Raw genomic sequence first — 22,592 nt, 5'->3', positions numbered from 1 at the left:
TGTATACTGTTTTGAGTAGAAGCTATATGACTCAGGAAAGTTAAGACAATTATTTCTACCGACGGCCATTTCGGAATTTAAAGATGTCATGTCTTCTCATCCGCCCGATCTTTTGAATCTTATTTTTTGAAATTCAATGGACTTGAGAAAGCTACTTTGAAAAGTCCCTGAAATTTTAGCTATTTTTCGATTTCCAAAGTGTCTTAGTGAAAACAGCCTAATCCGGACCGAATGCCTACAAACAAACCACAAACTGAAAAGAATTCGATTTTTGTCCAGATAGCCAGTTACAGAGACCCGCAGCTTGTGCCTACCCTTGATGATTTACTCGGTAAGGCCGATAAGCCGCAAAACCTGAACATCACCGTCGCATGGCAAACTTCAGAAGAAGATACCTGGGACAAACCCGACAAGTATTTCTCCCAAACGAACATACAGTTCCTTAAAATTCCTTTTCAAGAGGCTCAGGGTGTATGTTGGGCCAGAAATAGGGTACAGCAGCACTACCGGGGTGAAAAGTATACACTTCAGCTTGATTCGCATCACAGGTTTGTGAAGGGATGGGACACGCTATTGATTACCATGTTAGAGTCTTTGAGAGAACAAGGGGTCGCAAAACCGCTGTTAACAGCCTATGTTCCTTCTTTTGATCCTGAGAATGATCCTGAAGGACGAATTCAGGAACCCTGGAAAATGGATTTTGACCGCTTCACCCCCGAAGGGATTATCTTTTTCCTGCCTTCAACTATTGAAGATTCCAAATCGCTAACACATCCGGTCCCTGCCCGGTTTTATTCGGCACATTTTGCATTTACACTGGGGGCATTTAGCCAGGAAGTTCAGCATGACCCATCCTTCTATTTTCACGGGGAAGAAATCAGTATTGCCGTAAGGGCTTATACGCATGGGTATGATCTGTATCATCCGCATCGGCTGGTGGCCTGGCATGAATATACCCGAAAGGGAAGAACCAAGCATTGGGATGACAAGGAAAACTGGCATGTGGCTAATCAATACACGCATAAGAGGGTAAAGCAGCTGCTGGGTATTGACGGTGAACCTTTCACCAATGATTTCGGCAAGTACGGGTTTGGAACACAACGAACCCTCTCTGATTATGAGCGGTATGCCGGTATTCGGTTTAGAGACCGGGGAGTGCAGCGGCACACCCTTGATCGTAAACCGGCTCCAAACCCCTGCGTAGAGGATTATGATAATTCATTTTTTACCATTTTTGAACATTGCATTGATATTCATAAATCTGCTTTGCCAGAGCAGGATTATGAATTTCTGGTTGTTGCTTTCCTTGATGAAAGCGGAGCCGATCTGTACAGAAAAGATGCCGATAAGGAAGAAGTGAAGACTATTTTTAATACCAGTGAAGACTGGTTAAATATCTGGCGAAAATATACAGGGCCGGTACCTGCCAAATGGCGGGTGTGGCCGTATTCGGCTTCCAAAGGCTGGTGCGATAGAATAGAGGGTACTTTATAATAATACGATGGCTAATATCTCATTCTACGGTTCTCATAATGCTGCAGTGGCAGTGGAAAGTGACGGTCATCTCATCACGGTGATAGAGATAGAGCGATTTCTCTCTATCAAAAATGCCGGATATACTCAGTACCTGCCATCTTACACACGCCCCTTTCTGATCAGGCATCTGCTCGAATATATAGAAGAGAAACATGGCATTTTAGCTTTTGAAACGTGCTATTATTTAAATACCGATGCCTATGATGAAGGCAAGTTTACTCATTATCAGGAGTACATCCCGGCCCAAAAATATGTGAACTGCTTACATCACCTTAGCCATGCGGCCTGCGGATTCTATCAAACTGATTATGAAAAAGCCCTGATCGTCTCTTTTGACGGAGGGGGAAATGACGGTTACTTTAACATCTACCTGGCTCGGGATCGTTCCGGCATTGATTTGCTCGAGAAATTCGATCTGGACCTGGGTTTCCCTTACATGAGTTTCGGCGACTATTTGAATGACATTCAAAAAGAGCATGCTCTCAGCATTGGCAACCTCGTTTACCCCGGCAAGCTTATGGGTTTATGTTCTTACGGGAAGCTTATTGAAAATTGGCTGCCCCGTTTTGAACATTATTACCGCTGTAAACCAGACGGCAGTAATTACCGGAAATTGCTGGAAGAATTGGGCGAAAAGATAAATCTGACTTTTGATCCACAGAACAGGTTTGTGGGGCAGGTCGCATGGGATATTGCCAAAACTTCTCAAATCGCCTTTGAAAATGTCTTTTTAGAGATGGTTCAACCCTTTTTAGACCATTACCCTGATTTTCCGCTGATACTAGTTGGAGGCTGTGCTTTGAACATCCTGCTGAATACCCGACTGAAAGAAACCCTGAACCGCCCGGTCTTTGTTCCGCCAAACCCCAATGACTGTGGTATTGCTGCGGGGATGATCCTGAATCATATCAAACCCGAAAAGGCCATGGATGTCACCTATGCCGGCATAGAAATATTGGATAAAAACACCCTGATGACCTATGTTGAAGACAAACGGGGAAATCAACTCAATTTAACAACCCTGGCCAAAGATCTTTCAGACGGCAAAATAGTGGGCGTGGTGAGAGGGCCCTCAGAACATGGCCCCAGAGCACTCGGAAACAGAAGTATCCTCTGTAACCCGGCTCACCCTGATATGAAAGAGGTCCTGAATGCGAATGTTAAAAACCGAGAGTGGTTCAGGCCCTTTGCACCGGTGTGCCGGCTTGAAGACGTCGAAAAGTATTTCCATTTTTCCGGTGAAAGCCGCTGGATGAGCTTTTGCCCAACTGTCAGAGAAGAATGGAGAGAACGTCTTCAAGCCATAACGCATGTGGATAACACCGCCAGGGTGCAAACCGTCACCCAAAAGCAAAATCCCTGGCTTTATCAGTTGCTCGGCGAATTTGAAAAATACTCCGGTATTGGCGTTCTGCTGAACACCTCTTTTAATATCAACGGAAAACCATTGCTGAGTCGCTACGCCGATGCCATTATTGTATTTGAGCAAACACATCTGGACCGCCTTGTACTTGCTGACTACTATTTCACAAAATGAAAGACCTTACGAAAACGGATTATTTCAATGACGCCCTCCACCATTTCGGCCGAAAAGGAGAAGAGCTTTTTGTACTGAACATCGGAGCCATGGATGGTATCACCTTTGACGAGATGGCGGGGTATCTGAAATCCTATGCTTTCAAAGGTTTATTCGTTGAGCCCATCAGGGTTCATTATGAACAATTACGCGAAAACTTTTCTGAAGAGGGGCACCTGTTTGAAAATGCAGCCATTGCCGAATACGACGGTGAAATTGAGATGCTGACCATTGATCATTCCGTCATTGGGCGTGGTCTGGTGCATCCCGCTTTCTCCGGGATGAGTGCTGTTTACCCGCCTAAAAACGGACTGGGAAGTGAACAGGACCGGCAGGTGGTTGAGAACTACGGACAAAATGTGATCGTACCCTGTATAACCTTCAAAACTTTGTTGGAAAAGCACAGCCTGAAAGGCTTTGATGTTATAAAGATTGATGCTGAGGGGTATGACTATCGTATTTTTAAACAAATAGACCTGAAAAAATACCGGCCGAAAGTCATTCGGGTAGAGTGGTCTGTTATTGATGAGTTCGAGAAGGAAGCTCTCATCCTTCAATTGGAAGATGTCGGATATGTTTACGGGCTTGAAGCCGAAGATATCGTGGGAATACCTGCTGAACTCTACCATGAACTGTACGCCGGCAAAGTCACGCTGGTGACCGGCTTATGGGATATCAGGAGAGACACCCTCAGCGAAGGCTGGTCCCGGAGCTATGACTTCTATCTCGAAAAATTCAGACAGCTGTTAGATGTCCCCAATAACCTCATTGTTTTTGGAGATCAACATCTTCGGGAGTTCGTTTTTAACGTAAGATCAGAGCACAACACGCAGTTTATAGAACGAACTCAAGACTGGTTTATCAATGAGTTCTATGATACTATACAGGCCATCAGAACCGATCAAAGCTGGTACACGCAGGCCGCTTGGCTGGCAGAATCTACCCAGGCCCGTTTAGCCATGTATAACCCACTGGTGCTGTCAAAACCCTTTTTGCTGCATGATGCTAAATTGCTTGATCGCTTTCACTCCACGCATCTCTACTGGATAGATGCCGGCATCACCAATACCGTACACCCGGGTTATTTTACCCATGATTTGGTCGTTGACCGGCTAAGTCTTTTGACTAAACTGAGTTTCATTGCTTTTCCTTATGCCGCGGCCGATGAGATTCATGGCTTTACCTATACAAAGCTGAATGAGCTGGCCGGTGCCCGGGTAAATAAGGTATGCCGTGGTGGCTTTTTTGGAGGACCGGTAGCCGAGATTCCCCAATTCAATGGCGAATACTACCAACTGCTGGAAAGCACCCTTCGGGACGGCTTTATGGGCACAGAAGAATCATTGTTTACCATTCTGCTGTATAAATACCCACAGCGTTACCAATACTTTGGCATTGAAGAAAATGGCCTCCTCGCTACTTTTTTTGAAAATGTCAAAAACAAAACGGCTATCCCTTTAAATGAACTGAAAGTCAGGCCTCAAAACACGAACAATGATAAAGTAGCTTTGTATGTGCTCACCTACAACAGCCCACGTCAATTGGAAACCCTCCTGGCCTCCATGAAACAGTATGACGAGCGGTTCATCACCGAGCCACACCGGATACTCCTGAATAACTCTACCGATGCCTCCACCACTCCGGCCTATGAAAAAATTTGCGAGCAATTTGGCATCGAACATATACAAAAAGACAATATCGGCATCTGTGGCGGCCGGCAATGGATAGCGGAGCATGCTGCGGCCAATGACTTTGATTATTATTTTTTCTTTGAAGATGATATGTTCTTTTATACCGGTGATCAGCCCACCTGCAGAAATGGCTTCATAAGAAAGGTAGAAGATTTATACCACCGATCTTTGGAGATCATGCTTAAAGAGGGTTTTGATTTTCTAAAATTCAATTTTACTGAGTTTTATGGAGACCATCAATTGCAGTGGAGCTGGCATAATGTGCCTCAGGAGGTAAGAGCGGCATTATTTCAGGAAAAACCGACCAAGGTCTCAGATGACCCTACCGAGGCTCCTGATCTAAACTTTAAGAACGTAAAATCGCTGAACGGACTGGCCTATGCCACCGGCGAAGTGTATTACTGCAACTGGCCGCAGCTGGTTTCTAAAGAGGGTAATCGCAAATTGTTTCTGGATGTCAAATGGGAGCGACCTTATGAACAAACCTGGATGTCTTATGCCTACCAGGAAACAGTGAAAGGGAAAATAAAACCGGCCGTACTACTAGCCACCCCCACCGAACATAACCGCTTTGATTTTTATGCCGCCGAGGAAAGGAGGGAGAATTAGGGGGGTAAAGCTAGGTTCTTTTACTCCATTATTAAGAAATGACTTAGTTCAGTTGTTTAGACCTAAGAATGGAATGACCCCTTTAAGGATTAATTATTTTAAACCAAAGTCATAGAAACTGTGGAAGAAATCTGGAACCGAATTTTGAAGTTTGAAGGAGAATGGTTTATTACTGTAACAGGTGTACCTTTCTATTACTCGGTCAACAATAGAATAGTTCTAATCGAAACTGTGAAGTCCCATCAATTAGGATATAACAATTTTCAAAAAGCTTTGAATATGGGTGATCTAGGTAGGCCTTCGTATTACAAAGGAGTTGATGGCCAATCTTATATCTACTCTATTTTGTTGGATGAACGGATAGGAGCATGGCAAGGCAATGACTTTCAACAAAAAAACAATGATTTTATAGATGAAGATTTTGACGAATTATACTCAATTAGAGAAGGAGGAAGAAAATTAAGAGCTCACAAAACAATTGAACGAAATCAGAAAATTGTTCAGCAGGCAAAGAAAAAGTATCTAAAAAAATGTCCTACGCTGGACTGCCAGCTTTGTGGATTTTCTTTTGTTACGACTTTTGAAGTTCAATACGTTGAAGCTCATCATATTGTTCCTTTGGGTGAGTTTGAGGGGATTAGAAATACAAAAATCGATGATTTTCTTATGGTGTGCTCAAATTGCCATGTCATGCTTCATCGAAATCCAAACATAAATTCCATTCAAGACTTAAAAGAACTCATTAAAGCCAAAAAGTAAATAATTCATATACCTTCAAAAGCCTTTCTATCATTCCACAAAATCTGGTCATAAGTCCTTTTTACAAACCATTCTTCATTGAAAATGGGATCAAGTTCTGACAATCTGAATTTGGCAATTCCTTCAGTTATCCTTACTCTGCATTCGTTGTATTTTGCGTTCCATTTATCACAGTACTCGTTATAATCAGTACCATAATACTTCAAAGCCTGTGCAACATTATTGTCAAAAATGATGACATCATGATCGAATAACCAAATGAATTTAGAGCAGGCTGAAATAGCGTTTTGTTTGATCAGAAGCCCATCAGAAGAGAATTTTTCGGATAGTTTAACTACGCCATCTTGATTCTTGGGTTCAAAGGCTATCAATGTCTCCCAGATTTTCTCATTATTTCCACCTTTAAAGTTTCGGCCAACACTCATGTAGCTATTCTTAAAGGAGATAAATAATGGGAAAGCCTCCTTATATTTCTCTTGTTTGATAAGATCAATCAAGGGTTTTTCGTTGTCGTGGTAGTTGACGTAGAATCTTAGCAGATGGTTTAAAGCCATCATATCTTTATTTTTTTAAAACTTAAGTAAACAAATTGGGATTCGAAATCTCAACTTTGTCGGTATATTACTACTTAACAAAGCTTATTAAATTCAGCCCTAGCTTACTTTTAACACTTTAATTTTATCATTATGAGGTGTTCGAATGTTCAACAAATTGGTATATCGGTATGGAATTTGACCGATAGTTCCATCCGAAATCTTCAAGTATTTTCCATTATCAATAAAAACTCGTTGACCCAATCGTATTAGAAGTCGTTCATCCTCCTCATTCTTAAATAATGGGTGGGGGGATTTGAAAATATCTTTTCGTGGTATTAATTGATAATCAACTATTTCGTAATATTCTCTTACTCCTTTTTCTTTGATATATGGAGCAAAGTATTTCAAGTTCTTAAAACCAAATTTTGTTGGTTTACTTTTTCCAGAATAGTAAAAAGGTGATTCGCTATTTGTAAAACAAAGCATGTGATCTTCGGACGGAACAAAACCGATTAAAACAAATGGGTTTGGAGACTCGTAGGCACTTTCTTTTTGTGGTGAAACATCATTCAAAATTGACTCAGTATCAAGTCCAATTATTGTTCTTAAATGGTCTTCTAATAAAGCTCTGTTTGAATAGTCGTTTGGTCTTAAAGGAAATGCTCCAATATTTACAGATTCAATTGATTTATAGTAGTCAAGTTTTTTTATGGTTTCAATCTCTCCTGAACCAGGGAAAAGTATATAAGCACCAATTACTTCTTTTTCAGGTTTTACTTTGTCCTTGTTTACATAATATATAGCATCTCTATATCGGTGCATTTGATTGATAGAGTCTTCAGTTGGTAAATCAGGAGAGCCTTCTCTGTCGTCTGATGCAAGTCGGTATTTGGCATCATACAAATAAGTCAGAACATAGTTCTCCTTCAAATCATTCTTTGTTATTCTTAGGACAATATCGGGACGTTGATTTACTGTAAATGATTTGACATTTTGCGATTCTGAAGTATTATACGAGAAGTCATGAAACAAGTCGATTTTTTCTCCATCTTTATTGAAGAAAGAGACTTTAGACTTTACACCACGTTCAATTTTGAAAACGAAATCATCAATTTGAATCTCTGCTAAATCAACATCATCAGGATTTTCTTTACCCAATAGATTTTGTAAAACATTCTTTATTTCTAGGAAGCACCAAATTTGATATAAGTCAGCGATATTTTTTAGTTCTATTTTCTGAATACCATCCAAAAACTTCAGTCCGCTGTTCAGCATTATCCATGATTTATAGATAGTGCTGTAGCCTGTAGCTTTTTGCAAAACAAGTGATTCTTGCTTTATGCCATGAAAATCGTCTATAGTTCTGAAGAACGGATTTATTGAAATAATTTTAAGTTGCTTTTCTATTTGGGAGAGTTCAGATTTGAAGTTCTCAGATATTGAATTTGAAAAACGTCTTTCTATAAATGATTTAACCTTTTTATATCGCCTTAGTGTTTGAAAAACTGCATGTTTAAAAAAACGGTTTTCGGAAGTGTTTGAACTTAACGTTTTATACTCCGACCGGTAATTCTTATTTGGGAATGATTTGAACTGTGAATATTCTTCTTCTAAAGCACTTGTCCATTTTTGAATTCTGTCAGCTTTTAAATACTTGGTTTGCCTAATTATTCGGCTATGCGGCTTGTTTAAAATGAATTTTGATGAATGGAGGAAATCAGCATAAAGACCGCCAAATACTTGCCACCAAATTAGGTCTGTGTTTGGTGTGTTACCAGTTTTAAATGATTTATAGGTCTTTTTAAGGAAATCAAGAACTAGGTAGGGATACTCTTTTTCTATGTCTGAAACAATTTTTTCATAATCGCTTCTGTAGTTGAGTTTGGTCGGGAAGACTTCGAATTCAAGATTAATTTCTTGAAGTAAATTGTCATTTGTAAATCTTATTTCCAGATGACTTTTGCCAAGATCATTTCCGAAGTTTATGGTTCCCGCTAAAAAACCAAGTTCTTCACGATAGAAAAATTTCTCTTCAACTTCTTTGAGTTTGGAATAAATGTAAGGTGATTTTACTACGGCTTTATCTTTGAAGGTAATTCCAATAAAATAATCTTTGTTCTCAAAGATTAACGGATAGGTTCTGCAATCTATTAGTTTCTCAAGTTGCCTAGATTCGAAATTATAAATTGATAATTCTCCTTCATTGACTGAGTAGGAGGTAGCATTAAAAATTTGAGTTTGCCTTTTACTTGCTTTGTTAAAAGTAGATTCTAGGTTATTGCATTCAATAACCAAGGTAAAGTCTGTATGGTCTACTCTTAAAATTTGCATTATGACCAGAATGAGGTGTAACCGTTTGATTGAAGTCGTGACTCCATTTCTTTGATCTTCGCATTTGACTTTTTGAAGTCGGATGTTATTATTCTTTGTAAATTAGTAAGAACCTTTCCTGTTTTTGTTTCATCTCCTTCGATTCTTGATAAAATCTTCATACTTGTCATTTCGTCCAAAGCATTTGTCAGCCAATTAGCCGTTGGATTTTTACTAGCATAGAAGCAATAAATCAAAAATTCATCTCTAACTCGGTAAGCAATTTTAAAGGGAGTTCCATCAAGTTCATTATTTACTTTCTGAAGGAAACCAATTACTTCATCTTTCTGATTAAAAGTCTGTGAATACACTTCAGCACCTGAAGTATATTTTCCGATTACTTCGTCATTAGAAATATATGATTCAGGATAACTCCAATCGTTTGTGGAAAAATCTAAGCCAGCAGTTAGGTCCACATTGTTCATTTCAAAAGTCATAGCTCTATCAAGCACTTTTCTGCTGAACGAATGTGTTGTTTCGTCCATGTTTACAGTTCCGATGACAACAAGATTGCTTGGAATACTAATACCTTCAGAGAACTCGTTTCCACTAAGTTCCAAATTGGTTAATAACTGATTATATAGATTTTGATTCTCAAAACTTTCTTTAGAAATAATATAGTCTGTAATCAGTTTCCCATCTTTTACTTGTCTTGTTTCAATGATGCTCAAATACTCTGCAAAGTATTGCTCAACAGGAGCCAGATTCATTTCATCAAGGCAAAGGAAAAATGGGACATTTGTATGCTTCCATGCTTTAGCTATGAATTTTAAAAAAGACGTAATGATATATTTTTCGCCATTGATTCTGCTAACATACCCCATCAATTCCGAAGAGTCATGCCAATTAGGTCTAACAGGAATTAATTCAAAATTGCCAGGTTTTTTAGGGTCTTTTTTTAATTCTTCCTTACTGCAAGTTTTGTAGGCAAGAGTTCTAACTAATCTTGATTTTCCAGTTCCTGATATTCCTGCTAAAAGAATAAAAGGTTTTGTTTTTATGGCTGTTAGTATATTCATTTCATCCTGATTAGTTTCTTTAGATTTTTGAATCGGTTTGATTGGAGTTGGCTTTATTGTACTTCCGTTAAAATTAAGTCTGCAATTTTCGAGTATTTGAGAAATCGTTTCGTCTTCAGATAATTGCATTAGTTGACTAATGTTCTTTAATCTATTTTCAGAACTGTTTAAACCAATACGTGGACCGTTCAAATATGTAGTCTCACTACTGCCCAAACTTTGCCACATCCAGCCGTTTGGAATTGATAATTTATTTAGGATTTCTAATCGGATAAATTTGTTCCACTTTCCATTAACAGTAAAATCTTTGCCTAAATCTCTGAATATTGTTTTGTCTTCTCTTTCAGATGTAGGAATATCAATTTTGTCAAGCTTGCTCAATAAAACCCAACGGTCTGTCCTGTTAACAACAAAGACGAAGTCACCAAAATTTAATTTTTTGAATTTAGTTTCATTCCAGTAAAAATATTTTGAATCATTACTATAAAGCCCTTTTGCATTTGGTGAAGCAGCACTTTTTACTTCATATATCATTACCTGTTCCGTCATAACTCATTGTATTTTTTAGCTGTTCCTTTGGCCTTTTCTACTGGATACTTTTCAGTATTTATTTGAATTTTCTCGAATACAATTTCTTTAACATCAAATTCATACTTTTCAGCAAGAAGAAATGCATAAGCAAATATGTCAGCCAATTCTTCTTTTACTTTATCCTTATTTGCTTCATCCCAATTTTTCCAAAGAAATAATTCAAGTAACTCACTGGCTTCAACATTTATGGCAAGTGCTAAATCTTTTGGATTGTGGAACTGATTCCAATCTCTATCATCTCTAAATTTTCGTAAGGTTTCAATTACTTCTTTGAAGTCACTCATATTAAGCGAGGTAAAATAAATCTAAGATATCATTAAAGGAGAAAAGAAAAATCAGGGTTTTTTGTTGTTGTGAACAAATTTTTTTTCGAAAATGTATCGTTTTGGATGTTTTGACTGTCACCATTTAAAAGTTGATCGGTATTTTATAATCTTTTAAAGTTAAAAAGTGCTCTGGAAGAAACACGGACTACAAGGTATTTTGATAAATCTGTTGGCATATTGATTTAAAGATTATTGTCAATTATATGGTTCAGGTAAGTTTCCCAGTCAAACCCAATTTTTGTAACTTTTTCTTTCAATTGATTCTTTAATTTTTCTAAGTAGCTTAAATTCTGAGCTTCTATCTTCTTCATCATCGAGTATTCTCCTTCCTGAAAGCAGGCTGTCAAAGTGCTTGACAAGTTCTGGTAATTCTCCAGGATTTTCATTCTCAATTGCGTCAATCGTTCTTGCTCTAAGTTCCTCAAATCTTTCTCCGAGTTCAATTCGTCTTCTTTCAAAATCTTCTCGAAGTAGAACTTCTGATTTTTCAATTTGATCTGGTAGTCCTCTGAGGTCTTCCGAAATTCGTTGAATAGACTTTTCTGTGTCTTCTGTTTCTCGTTTAAGTCGCCTGCGTTCTGATTCAAAGTAGCTTGTCTTATCTTCTCTATCCCGGCTGATTCTTCTTTCCAATTCTTCCAAAGTATTTTGTTCCGCTCCACATTCTCTAAGCTCGTTTTCAATGCGTTCAATCTCAGGTTGGCAGTCTGGTTTATAGTTATCTTTTCTTTCTCCCAGTTTTCTTTCTTCAATTTCAAGTTTGTTTCTTTTGATAAGATATCTTCTTTCCAAATCTGAGTATTCTTTTTTCGCTTCGTCGACCAATTGGTCAACTCTTCCCGATTCCATACTTGCATCGCTAATAGCTGAGTTAATTCTTCTTCCTTCGTCTCTAAATTCCGTTGAAATTTCTCCCGATAGTTTGACGATTCGTTTTTCAATCTCTCTTCTTTCCCGTTCTGTATTTTCCTCAACTCGCTGTATTTGTTCTCTAATTTTTTGGACAGAGTTTCTAAATTGTTCTGAGCCCACTTCTTTTCCAATTCGTCGAATAAAGTTTTTAATTTCCGATATCCTACATTTTGAAGTTTCGCTTCTTTGAGATAGGTCTCTTTCAAACTCATCAGTTTTAAGTACTGTTGAGTTAACTCCGGACTGTATGTGGTCATATTTTGTAGATTCTTGCTCATTATTAAAAACCCATTTGGTGTTTGAAGTTGAGAGAAGTGCTTTTCTAATTCCTATGTCGGACTCGCGAGGAACCAATACCTGAACGGTATCAATTCCGAGGCTTCTTATTTTAAAAAGTTTCTGGTTGTCAATTTTGTGGGTGGCGACTAATTCTATGAAGAGAATAGGCTTATCGTGCTTATCAAAGAAAGTTACATCAGGTTTTATGAAGAGATCAAATCTCTCCTCAGGCGAAACGTGCCGATGTTCAATTTCACCATTTGAATTTTCAAAAGCCGGGCATTCATTTCTGACATAAGCAGCTTCGATAAATTGAGAGGCTCTCAGTACTTTGTAATTCTCCTTTGTCGCATTAAAGACTTTTATTGGGGGAACTTTAATTTTCTTCATCTCTTGAAGAAACTCTTTAGCCAGTTTATGCCTGTGTGTTTCGGAACTAAAAGTGCATTTACGCTCAATTTCAACGTTTGTCGCTACATGTGCAAAGTGTGATCGGTAACGATCTTCATTCTTACTTTTCTTAGCTGACATCTCTGCATTGCAACCAATACAGAAATAGCCTTTCTGTCCACTTTCGGCAAATGAAATATGAATTTCATTCTGATTGGCATCTTTTGCCCAATCGTTATCTTCTTTGATTTTCGTTGTTATAGACATTTCAGTTTTGTAGATAATTTTGAAAGTAATAATTTTTCTTTGGAGGAGTCCTGATTTTCAGTTTGGCATTTACATCTTAGATTAATTTGTTGTTGTACTTTTTTCTATTGAACTGTCCGTTGAAGTTGGGTGCAAAGGGGGACTGTCCTCGTCTACGCTCGGACTGACATTGGGGAACGAGGAATTGTGCCGAGTGTGACTGTCCTCGTTTACGCTCGGACTGACATTGGGGAACGAGGAATTGTGCCGAGTGTGACTGTCCTCGTCTCCGCTCGGACTGACACTCGCAATGTCAGTCCGAGCGGAGCCGAGGACCTCTTTTTACTACAAAAGCCAAACACAACACAAAAAAACAACCACCCCGTACTCACTGTCAGTCCGAGTGAAAGATAGCCTGCCTTGAGCGGAGTCGAAGGCAGGACCTCCTTTTACCACAAAAGCTCAAACACATAACAAAAAACAACCACCCCGTACCCACCTCCTCCGAAGCAGGAGCAGGGACTGGGGGTGGTTTATAAATTTGGCTTACTGTTTAGCTGACAGTAGCCAGGGGTTCTGTGCGGGTGGTTTTAGCCACGGCACGGTCAGAGACCACAAAGCCCCAGTCGCCCAGTTTTTTCGGGTTTTTACGATGCACGCCCAGCAGCAGATCGCGTTCGCGGTAGGCCAGCTCCATTTGTCTTCTCAGCTCTTCAGCATGAAGATGGTGCTTTAGGCAGGTATCTGCCTTGGTTTGCATGTCAGCGATGGTGTTATCGGGCATCGCCGATAAGACCGAGCTCTCGCCGTCTTCGCTGTGTTTGGCCTGAATAAAATCGGCCAGTTCGAGTAATTCCTGTACGTTCGTCGGAATTGTAACTTTAGCTTTTGCCATAATTGGTAAAAATTAAAGAGTTATAGATTCATTTTCACCTCATGTGCTTTTCGGAGAGGCAGTGGCATTTGTTTTTCCTCTGTCTCATTAGGGTGATTAGTACACTGCGTCCGTTATGCAGGTTTCAGGATTCCCACAGACCGGCTGCCCCGATCAGAAAAGGGTTTTTAAGGGCCTTCAGAGCGATTCAGAGGGCAATTTGACCGCTTAGTGCATTTTTAAATTCGGGGAATTTGAATTTGTTTTCGACGATTTCACGTTTCAATTCGTGGAATTCGTTTTTCATTTCGCCGATTTCGTTTTTGAAATCGTGGAATTTAAGCGGCAGTGAGCCCTCTTTCTTCGTCCATCCGGCGGTGGCCAGCGGCACAGACTCCCCTGTGCGGCTCAGGCCAGACCCATTTCAAATCAGCTGCGGGTTACCGGCTCAATTGACAGCTCCCCGGGCCTGCTTTGTACTGAAATTCACAAAGCTTAAGAACAAAACTATTTGAGATAGGGGACGCAAATTGTCCCCAAAGAAAAAAAAGCGAAAGTTTTTATTCGTCGCTATGAAGGTCTTCAAGTTGCTGCTGATGAAGGAAATCCATCAGCTTTTGATTACTTCGAACTTTTATTTTGCCGGGTAACCCTAAAATAAAGCGGCCTATACCCATAGGATTGCACATAGGACCTTTGTATTTTATCCCCAAATCATCATCGGGGCTCAGGTAAACCTCTGCTTCCGGATATTCCTCAGCCAATAATTGAGCAGCGGCTTTGGTCATGCTTAGATGAATATGATCGGCCGTAGTGGCATAAAAGCCAAAAGGGTCGGGTTTTTCTAAAGGTGGCAGGCTTCCATTAAACTTCTCATTAGTGACTTCCACGAATCCTATACGGGATAGCTTATACGTTTTTGATTTTCCACTTTCCAGCTCATAAGCATAAAGCTGCCGATGTCGAAGATACAGCTGCAGGGGCAAGACTGTGCGGTCAGTAGGAGGGCTCAGTTCGTTATTGGAATGGTAGGGTTTTAAAATAACCTGACACTGGTGTTTAAGGGCCCATTTGAGATTCTCAAAATTCTTACTATTCACCACCTCCTGCACATGTTTAGCCAGTGGCACAGTGCTGATGTCGTAATCCAGTTTTCTCATGACGCCTTTGGCCAGAGGGTGCTCCGGGGCATAAATCTGAACGAGCTCAGCAAGAAAGCGTGATTCTTCGGTATTGAATTTTTTAAGACTGTACTGTTGATCCCACAGCAAGGTATGGCCCTTCCGTCTTTCGCTGTCAATATTATAGCCCAAATTTCTAAGCTTATCCAGTAGCCGCGGAACGCTCCGTTTATCGACTTCCAGAAAGTCGGAAATTTCTTTGGTTCGCTTGGTGCCTGTCATTAAGAGGTATAAAAGTCGGATGTCGTTAGTGTCCAGATACATGTGTTTTGTGAATTTGTCGCAAGATAGGGGATGGAGGGGGAAGATGGAAGTGTGAGGAGTTTGAAGTCGGAAGTTTGAAGAGGGTGACAAAGAATGTTTTTGGAAGGATGCCCGCCTGCATACCCGACGGACAGGGTGGATTTACATCACAGTTAAACTTCAAGTCGGCGTAGACAAAGTGCCAAGTGAGACTGTCCTCGTGCTGTCGAAGAGAGGATTGGTGCTGAGTGAGACTGTCCTCCCTTCGACGATGCTCAGGACAGGCTCTTCGCTCGGACTGACAGTGTGTATGTCAGTCCGAGCGTAGGGGGCGGCCATCCGCTCGAGGACCTCATTTAGCACCAAAGCCAACCACTGCCAGTCCGAGCGTAGAGGGCGGCCATCCGCACGTGGATCTCTTCCCTGCACAATTACAACCATTTAACTAGTTATCCGATTCCCCACTGTCAGTCCGAGCGTAACTAACTGTCAGTCCGAGCGAAGCCAATTGTCAGTCCGAGCGTAGCCGAGGACCTCTTTTTAGCACCCAATCCACCTTCAAAAGGACCTCGCTTACAACCAAATCACTCCCCGACAAAAAACTTAAAATGTGTCAAATTCCTACACCGGGCCAATTCCTTTAGTTTTTCCTCTTCACCCTCAATAAGAGCTTTTTTCTTTTGACCGGACCATCCTTTCAATTTCTTCTCAAATTCAATCGCATCAAAGACTGAGCTAAAAGTCGCCAGAAATTGAAGTTCTAAAGGTCGCCTGCGAGCGGTGTAAGCCTTAGGAAAATGAGCTTTCTGATGTTGCTGCATTCGTTGCTCCAAATAGCTCGTCATACCTGTATAGTAAGTTCCATCTGAGCAAAGTAAGATGTAGACGTGGTATTCTTTGTGCATGGTTGTAAGTGGTAGATTTAAGTTGAAAGTAAAGAAAATTTGAGCAATTGTGCCAAGAGGGACTGGATTAACATTGGTGCAAGCGGGACTGTCCTCGTCTCCTCACAGAGTCCTGCGGACGCTCAGACTGACATTTTCCACTGTCAGTCCGAGCGTTGGGGGCGGCCATCCGCACGAGGACCTCTTTTTAGCACCAAAGCCAACCCCACTGCCAGTCCGAGCGTAGGGGGCGGCCATCCGCATGAGGACCTCATTTTCCACCCCAATCAACCAACCCTAAACCCCAAACTGCGTCAAATGATGATCAAGATGCTTGTAGAACATGGCGTTCCATTGATTACTACTGAGTTTGCCGAAAGAAAGACTCTCTCTTCCATCAAAATGGCTTTCTCCAAGTTCCTGAGTTTTCTTCAGGTAGGCGATCAGGCGGACTTTTTCGGTTTCAAAATCACGGAGATCGGTAATCAGAAAAGCAGGGGCAGTACGACTATTCTTTGCGTACGGTTTTGGACCAACAACGGTATGTTTAACGAAAGCTTTGAGCATCAATCGCATTAGAAAATTAGGCTTTGGATGCTTGTCTTCAAAGGCCATTTCATAAGTAACACAACAATGAGCCAACATTTGACTAACGCTCATCTTGCCCCAGAGTGGTTGTGTTTCATTGTTCAGATTTTTAATTCTTCCGATTACCTCCTCAGTGACTTCTTTGGTAAAAATGTTTTTCATGTCAGTTTCTTTTCTGAAAGATAGGAGATTTTGGGTTTTGTTGCTGCTAAATGGTATGGCAAACGACGATTGCCAATGGGCTCCTGAGCCATGCCTGTCCAGCTGACGGGGTAGTGCCTGGTCACACTTCCAGCCAAGCGGGCAATTACCAAACGGGAAGAACTTCTTACATCCGTCAATCCATACACTTTGTCTTTCCGAAATTAAGGACGGTCATCTGCCGAAGGAACTCTTTCATTACCAAGCATCACATCCTGTAGCCCCTCAGGCTTCCTAAACCCATAATTGCTTTTATGCGTAGCTTTTTAAAACACAAATTATTTCCGGCAAAACGTGAAAGACCGGTCAACCAAACATTAAGAAGATGAAAAAGTCAAATTACGGCAGATTTCTGCTGATGCTGTTATGCTCAGCCATTTCCATGTACCTTACCATGTATTTTAATACCTATGAGTTGGATCATGTCTATTTCAGCTGGACACGCTTATATATGACCTTAATTGGTATGGGGGGCATGGCTTTAGTCATGTTTTTATTTATGCGACAGATGTATACCAATAAAGTCAAAAACACGGTGATAGTGTTGGGAAGTCTGCTGGTCATGGCAGTTTCTACTTTTTTGGTCAGAACTCAGACGCCCATAAACGATATCAAATGGATGAAAGCCATGATACCACATCATTCCATAGCCATTCTTACCTCAGGAAGGGCAGATATAAAAGACCCAGAAGTAAGAGAACTTGCGGATGGAATCATTGAAACACAGGTTAAGGAAATAAAGGAAATGAAATCTTTGATCAAAAAACTCGAAGAATAAGTATGTCAAAATTGACTTTGCTCGTCGGATTGACCTTACTTTTTAGCGGGAATTCTCTGGCTCAGGTTGGTACCAATGGTCAAGACCGATTAGAAAAAGGGCGTCCCGTTAAAAGATACGAACTAACCATAGCCAGTGGTAAAGTCACCTTGGCAGGTGTAACCAGCCACGGTATGACCGTCAATGGTTCCGTACCCGGCCCTACACTTGAATTTACGGAAGGGGATTTGGCGGTAATCACTGTCTTTAATAAAATGGATGTAGAAACCTCAGTACATTGGCATGGGTTAATTCTTCCTAATTTCTACGATGGTGTGCCTTACCTCACCACTCCACCTATAAAGCCTCATAGCAGCTTTGAATATCGTATCCCTTTAAATCAGTCGGGTACGTATTGGTATCACTCGCACACCATGCTGCAGGAGCAAAAGGGCGTTTATGGTTCCATTGTGATCAAAGAAAAGGAGCCCTCATTGGTTTATGATCGTGATATAGTGTTTTTACTCTCTGATTGGACCGGCGAACGTTCAGAACACGTTTTGAAAAACCTCAAAAGGGGCAATGAATGGTATCAGGTCAAAAAGAAAACAGCTGTTCCGCTGAATAGAGTGATTGGTCGCGGAGCTTTAGGTGCACAGTTAAAATTTTGGCGTGATCGTATGGAAGGAGCTGATATCGCCGATATTTATTATCCCGCTTTTCTGACCAATGGTCAAAGAATTGATAGCCATCCAAACCTCACACCTGGAGAAAAAGTACGGCTCAGGATGATCAATGCCTCTGCTTCAACTTATTTCTGGGTAGATTTTGGTGGCGGAAATCCCAGGATTGTTTCCTCCGATGGCGTTGACGTTCAACCGGTTCACAAAAACCGTTTTCTCTTTGCTATTGCAGAGACATACGACATTATTCTGACGGTACCGGAGGAAGGTACTTTGGAAATTACAGCGACGGCTCAGGATGGATCCGGACATACCAGTATGCATCTGGGACATGGCGATCTTCTACCGGCAAAAGTGATCAGCAGACCGGATAAAATAGCGATGATGAAGCAAATGAGTACCATGGATATGAAAATGGGTGCTCCCACCATTATCTCAAACCCTTTAAAGAAGACACCTGAATTTCTAAAAAAGAAATACGGTATGTCAATGAAGGATAACATGAAGCCGGAAGCGATGATGAATGATGGAATGAAAGTTCAGATGTCGATGAACCCTAAAAGCCATGAGATGAATCACGAAATGTCAATGGAGACGGATAGCGGATCTTTCGACTATCAGCAACGCAAAACGTATTTCAACTACGACTTCCTTACAGCCAAAGACAGCACCATGGTTGACCCTGGGATTAAGGTTAACGAAATGCTTCTCAATCTTACCGGAAACATGAACCGGTATATCTGGAGTATCAATGGAAAGCCTTTATCAGAAGCGGACAAGATCAAAATCAAAGGTGGAGAAGTGACAAGAATTACACTGAATAACCTGACCATGATGCATCACCCCATGCACCTGCACGGTCATTATTTCAGGGTTATCAATGCTCAGGGAGACCACTCTCCTTTAAAACATACGGTAAACGTGCCTCCGATGAAACAGGTGACCATTGAGTTCTATAATGAAGAATATGGCGACTGGTTTTTTCATTGCCATGTGCTCTACCATATGATGGGCGGTATGGCTCGTGTTTTTAGCTATGATACTGAAAGAGATGATAGAATGAAGCCTTTCCCGGTTAAAAATCTAATCCATGAAACTGACCGGTTTTATAGCTGGGGGACTGCCAGATTGGGCTCAAATTTTAATGAAATTCGTTTAACGAGTAGCTCAATTCGAAATGAGTTTAATGCAATGGCAGAAGCTGATTACAGCGGCAAGGTAGAGTTACAGGCCGATTACAGTTATTATCTGAATGACTGGGTACGACTCTATGCCGGTGTAAATAGCGAGAATGAAGGTACCTCTGAGCCATTTAATACGGTAGCTTTGGCTGGCCTGCGATATTTCATGCCCTACATGTTTAGTCTGGATTTTAGTCTTGATCACCAACTGAGGCCAAGGGTTAGACTAGATAGGGAACTCCTACTATTTCCACGGCTTTTTCTTGAAGCAGAATATGATTACCGGGCTGATTTTGGTTGGATCAACAAAACCGAAGGCGTTAGCGAATACCAGGGAGAAACTGAATGGCTTATTGGCGTAAGTTATATCTTGTCCAAAAACTTCTCCATACAGGCCAACTATAATAACCTTTATGGCTGGGGTGGCGGATTACTGCTTAGGTTTTAGAAGCGGTTATTCAAAAGGCTGTTTTTTGGGAGAATGGAGTATGGAGGAAGGGAAATGGTTATTAATCCGATGCCCTGTCAACTGCCACCTTAAACTTTCAACTTTGAACCGTCACCCTTCAACTCTCAAAGATTTAACAATCCTACCAACCGCTTCAGCAGCCAAGTCAGGCTTTAACGCCGTATCAGAGATACCTGAAACCACTTTGGTGATATCATGATCAACCTTGCCGGTTTGACTCCAGTTGTCTTTAGAAGCGACAGTGATGTAAACCGAGAAATTATGATGCCCGGATCCTGGCCGTTCTCCGATAATATGAAGGATTCCTGCCATTTGCAGATTTCCTTCTTCACCAAACAGCTGTTCGCCGATGACATAACCTGCTCTAACCCGACCGTTTTTAAGGATTGGAATTTTTTGCGAAAGGGTGGATCCCTCATTCTCTAAAATTGGCTTCAAATGACCAATAAATGCGGTCACGTGGCCGTCATCCATGATGGCACGTGCATTGAGACCGTCAGAGATGATGAGTTGCAATTCAGGAGAATTTCCAGCCCATGAACTTCGCAATGCTTTGAGTTTCGCAATGGTGTTTTCTGTCAGCTTTTCACCGCTGGCAGGGTGATAAACATAGTCTTTCCGATCCACAGACTGGGTGGACATTGGGATGGCCCCGGGAATTGTCTTAATAAACGAATCAGAGAGTTCAGTCCATAGGCTGATCTTTGCATCTTCGTAGAGTCTTTTGACTTTTAGAGCCAGTTTTGGCTCCGGATCATAGTAGTTTTCCCCATGACCCTGTGCAACGGGTACGCCTCTTTCCTCAATAGCTTTGATGGCCGGAAGTCCCTCCTTTTGAATAGCCTCATAACTTCGCTGATCGCCCTGAGCCCTTTTATATTGATAATAGACCCAAACCGGATCGCCAAAATGTTCGGTCGGTTGGTTTTGCTCGTCAATGATCCCCAGCTTTTTGAAAAAGGCCCACATGGCGTCATTGATTTTGTAGCAGAATTTCTCCCTGACCTTCAAGTGATTATGAAAAGCCGTAGTGAGATAACTCAGCATCGGATCGTTTTTGGTCGGCAAAGCCATCAGATAAGCCGGATTGGCAGGCATAATTTGCTCAATACACCAGTCGAGGTCTTCTAATGTCACATCCATGTGCAGAGTGGAGCAAATGTCAAGGCCGATAGTGAGGCCGTGCAATTTCCCCATCACGGTATCTTCCAGACAGCAGCGAACCAGCTGTTCTCTGCTTTTGAAAACCTCCGGACCGATAAAGCCGGCCACGTCATTGACATGAATCCAAGGCTGTGGATGACCTTCTTCCGTTTGTAAAGCAATTTGCTTTTGCAAAGCTCTCAGGAAGCCATACTTACGGGCCTCGTGAATGACCATATCAAAGCCTTCCCCATGACCGTTGGTGAAATCAGCCCCTTGCCCAGTTTCAGCGTACAGCCCATAGCGACCGCTTCGCTGGCGGGCGTAGTTTTGCATTTTTTCAATACTCACATCAAAAGTCTGATTCGCATTGACTGTCCCGGCAAGGCTTTGAAACCAGATGCCGGTGGTTCCCGGGGAAACTTTTTCGGCTGCGGCCTGGACATCAATATGCGAGAGCACGCAGTTTGGGATGGTGTTTTCTAAGCCAAAAGTTTGAATGATCTCAAACAGGGCTTTCTCAATTGCTGAAACAGATTCTGTTTCGCTGGAGACGGGGTTGGTCCCCAAAACCAGATCGCCCACCGCATAGCTCCAGGCATTGAACACCTGCCATTGGATGTCCTCAACATTATCGGTAGGGGAGTTAGGCTGAACGCGGGCACTCATGTAACCTTTGCTGCCGATCTGGCTGCCTTCCAGCGGGTTGAAAACCTTTTGGCCTACGGCAATCAACTCCTCATTGCTCATGAGTCGAACAAGACAGGCGATGAGGTCACTACTCAAAGCAGGCATGAGTTGCTTGATTTCTGCCTCCGGTTGATTCAAAACAAACGTTTTGAGTTCTCCCAAAGTCATTTCAGGAAGATTTTCAATCTCTGTAGTCTGCTCAATTATGAGAGAAAGTTCGTCTTCAAAAACGGATTGATCCTGAAGGTCTTTGAGGTGTGTATTGGCTAGTAGTTGACGGGCAAAATTCCTGCTTTCCTGATCAGCGGCGGCCAATCCTAAAGCTTCATCTCCCTCTTTGAACTCATTGGCTGCACCAATGATTTTTCGATAGAGATCAAGGTCAAACTTTCCTATCTGACGCTTGATATAGGCCAAAATATCTTCTTCCGCCTTCGGCTTTTTTAAGGCGACCATCCCTTTCGGATTTTCAATAGGTTCAGCCTTAAACCCACAACTCTGAAGTAAATACAAGGAAGCTCCCGAAAGTCCCAAAGAAGCCAAAAATTCTTTTCTACTCAAACCAGCCATAGTTCATTCTTTTTCACTTCATCAAGTTAAGCAAGGATTTTGGGAAATGGTAGGCGTGGGGGGGATGTTTGATTTCAGATGCCGGAGGTTGGGAGTTTTGGGTCTAAAGTTTTGACAGATGGCGGATGACCGAAGACGCCTGCCTGTCGGCAGACCGGGCAGACATGAATGTCGCCGGTGGCTGAGCCCCGACAGGCGGACTGTCGAAGCCATAGGCTTGCACCAAAAGAAAACCAGGTGCCAAGTGAGACTGTCCTGCCTTCGACAATGTTCAGGACAAGCTCGCTC

At 41.6% G+C, this 22,592-nt stretch carries 16 protein-coding genes; 6 read left to right on the top strand and 10 right to left on the bottom strand.

The annotated features are described in order from the left end of the window. Nucleotides 1-231: 231 nt before the first annotated feature. From AFM12_RS03450 to AFM12_RS03435, 4 genes are all read left to right on the top strand, one after another. A complete protein-coding gene (locus tag AFM12_RS03450) occupies nt 232-1,494 on the top strand; it encodes a GlcNAc-transferase family protein (protein WP_055143932.1) in 1,263 nt (420 codons plus the stop codon). A 7-nt stretch (nt 1,495-1,501) separates the two neighbouring features. Next, entirely contained in the window at nt 1,502-3,073 is a 1,572-nt protein-coding gene (locus tag AFM12_RS03445; protein WP_055143930.1) for a carbamoyltransferase C-terminal domain-containing protein, read from the top strand. Beyond that, nucleotides 3,070-5,412 carry a WlaTC/HtrL family glycosyltransferase gene (locus AFM12_RS03440; RefSeq protein WP_055143928.1) on the top strand — a complete coding sequence of 781 codons (2,343 nt, stop codon included), beginning with the start codon at nt 3,070-3,072 and terminating at the stop codon, nt 5,410-5,412. The genes AFM12_RS03445 and AFM12_RS03440 overlap by 4 nt, the downstream gene beginning before the upstream one ends. A gap of 144 nt (nt 5,413-5,556) precedes the next feature. Continuing rightward, nucleotides 5,557-6,171, top strand: a complete 615-nt coding sequence (locus tag AFM12_RS03435; RefSeq protein ID WP_131458166.1) for an HNH endonuclease — start codon at nt 5,557-5,559, stop codon at nt 6,169-6,171. 5 nt (nt 6,172-6,176) lie between these two features. On the opposite strand, the gene AFM12_RS03430 is transcribed toward AFM12_RS03435, so the two are convergent. From AFM12_RS03430 to AFM12_RS03385, 9 genes are all read right to left on the bottom strand, one after another. Continuing rightward, nucleotides 6,177-6,728: a hypothetical protein gene (locus AFM12_RS03430; protein ID WP_055143924.1), complete on the bottom strand. Its 552-nt coding sequence runs from the start codon at nt 6,726-6,728 to the stop codon at nt 6,177-6,179. Nucleotides 6,729-6,824: 96 nt separating this feature from the next. Further along, complete coding sequence (locus AFM12_RS03425) at nt 6,825-9,038, bottom strand: DUF2357 domain-containing protein (RefSeq protein ID WP_055143922.1); 2,214 nt, start codon at nt 9,036-9,038, stop codon at nt 6,825-6,827. Further along, on the bottom strand, nt 9,038-10,645 hold the full coding sequence (locus tag AFM12_RS03420; RefSeq protein WP_055143920.1) for an McrB family protein: 1,608 nt from the start codon (nt 10,643-10,645) through the stop codon (nt 9,038-9,040). The genes AFM12_RS03425 and AFM12_RS03420 overlap by 1 nt, the downstream gene beginning before the upstream one ends. Then, entirely contained in the window at nt 10,642-10,971 is a 330-nt protein-coding gene (locus AFM12_RS03415; protein WP_055143918.1) for a nucleotide pyrophosphohydrolase, read from the bottom strand. The genes AFM12_RS03420 and AFM12_RS03415 overlap by 4 nt, the downstream gene beginning before the upstream one ends. A 267-nt stretch (nt 10,972-11,238) precedes the next feature. Then, nucleotides 11,239-12,594: a hypothetical protein gene (locus AFM12_RS03410; protein ID WP_131458164.1), complete on the bottom strand. Its 1,356-nt coding sequence runs from the start codon at nt 12,592-12,594 to the stop codon at nt 11,239-11,241. Between the two features lie 799 nt (nt 12,595-13,393). After that, entirely contained in the window at nt 13,394-13,735 is a 342-nt protein-coding gene (locus tag AFM12_RS03405; RefSeq protein ID WP_055143914.1) for a hypothetical protein, read from the bottom strand. 539 nt (nt 13,736-14,274) lie between these two features. Beyond that, nucleotides 14,275-15,159 (bottom strand): helix-turn-helix transcriptional regulator, encoded by an 885-nt coding sequence (locus AFM12_RS03395; protein WP_082391174.1) that lies wholly within the window; start codon nt 15,157-15,159, stop codon nt 14,275-14,277. A 563-nt stretch (nt 15,160-15,722) separates the two neighbouring features. Beyond that, nucleotides 15,723-16,043 carry a GIY-YIG nuclease family protein gene (locus tag AFM12_RS03390; RefSeq protein ID WP_055143908.1) on the bottom strand — a complete coding sequence of 107 codons (321 nt, stop codon included), beginning with the start codon at nt 16,041-16,043 and terminating at the stop codon, nt 15,723-15,725. A 276-nt stretch (nt 16,044-16,319) separates the two neighbouring features. Then, nucleotides 16,320-16,772, bottom strand: coding sequence for a DUF1569 domain-containing protein (locus tag AFM12_RS03385; protein WP_055143906.1), 453 nt, complete (start codon nt 16,770-16,772; stop codon nt 16,320-16,322). 364 nt (nt 16,773-17,136) lie between these two features. On the opposite strand from AFM12_RS03385, the gene AFM12_RS03375 reads away from it, so the two are divergent. Continuing rightward, entirely contained in the window at nt 17,137-17,589 is a 453-nt protein-coding gene (locus tag AFM12_RS03375; RefSeq protein ID WP_055143902.1) for a DUF305 domain-containing protein, read from the top strand. Nucleotides 17,590-17,591: 2 nt separating this feature from the next. Then, nucleotides 17,592-19,880 (top strand): multicopper oxidase domain-containing protein, encoded by a 2,289-nt coding sequence (locus AFM12_RS03370; RefSeq protein WP_055143900.1) that lies wholly within the window; start codon nt 17,592-17,594, stop codon nt 19,878-19,880. Nucleotides 19,881-19,991: 111 nt separating this feature from the next. Here the strand turns inward: AFM12_RS03370 and eutB are convergent, their stop codons facing one another. Further along, nucleotides 19,992-22,304, bottom strand: a complete 2,313-nt coding sequence (eutB, locus tag AFM12_RS03365) for an ethanolamine ammonia-lyase subunit EutB (RefSeq protein WP_055143898.1) — start codon at nt 22,302-22,304, stop codon at nt 19,992-19,994. Between the last annotated feature and the right edge of the window lie 288 nt (nt 22,305-22,592).

Source organism: Jiulongibacter sediminis, from assembly GCF_001306455.1.
GTDB lineage: Bacteria > Bacteroidota > Bacteroidia > Cytophagales > Spirosomataceae > Jiulongibacter > Jiulongibacter sediminis.
The sequence above is the reverse complement of the archived record's forward strand: the minus strand, read 5'-3'. Positions and strand labels throughout refer to the sequence as shown.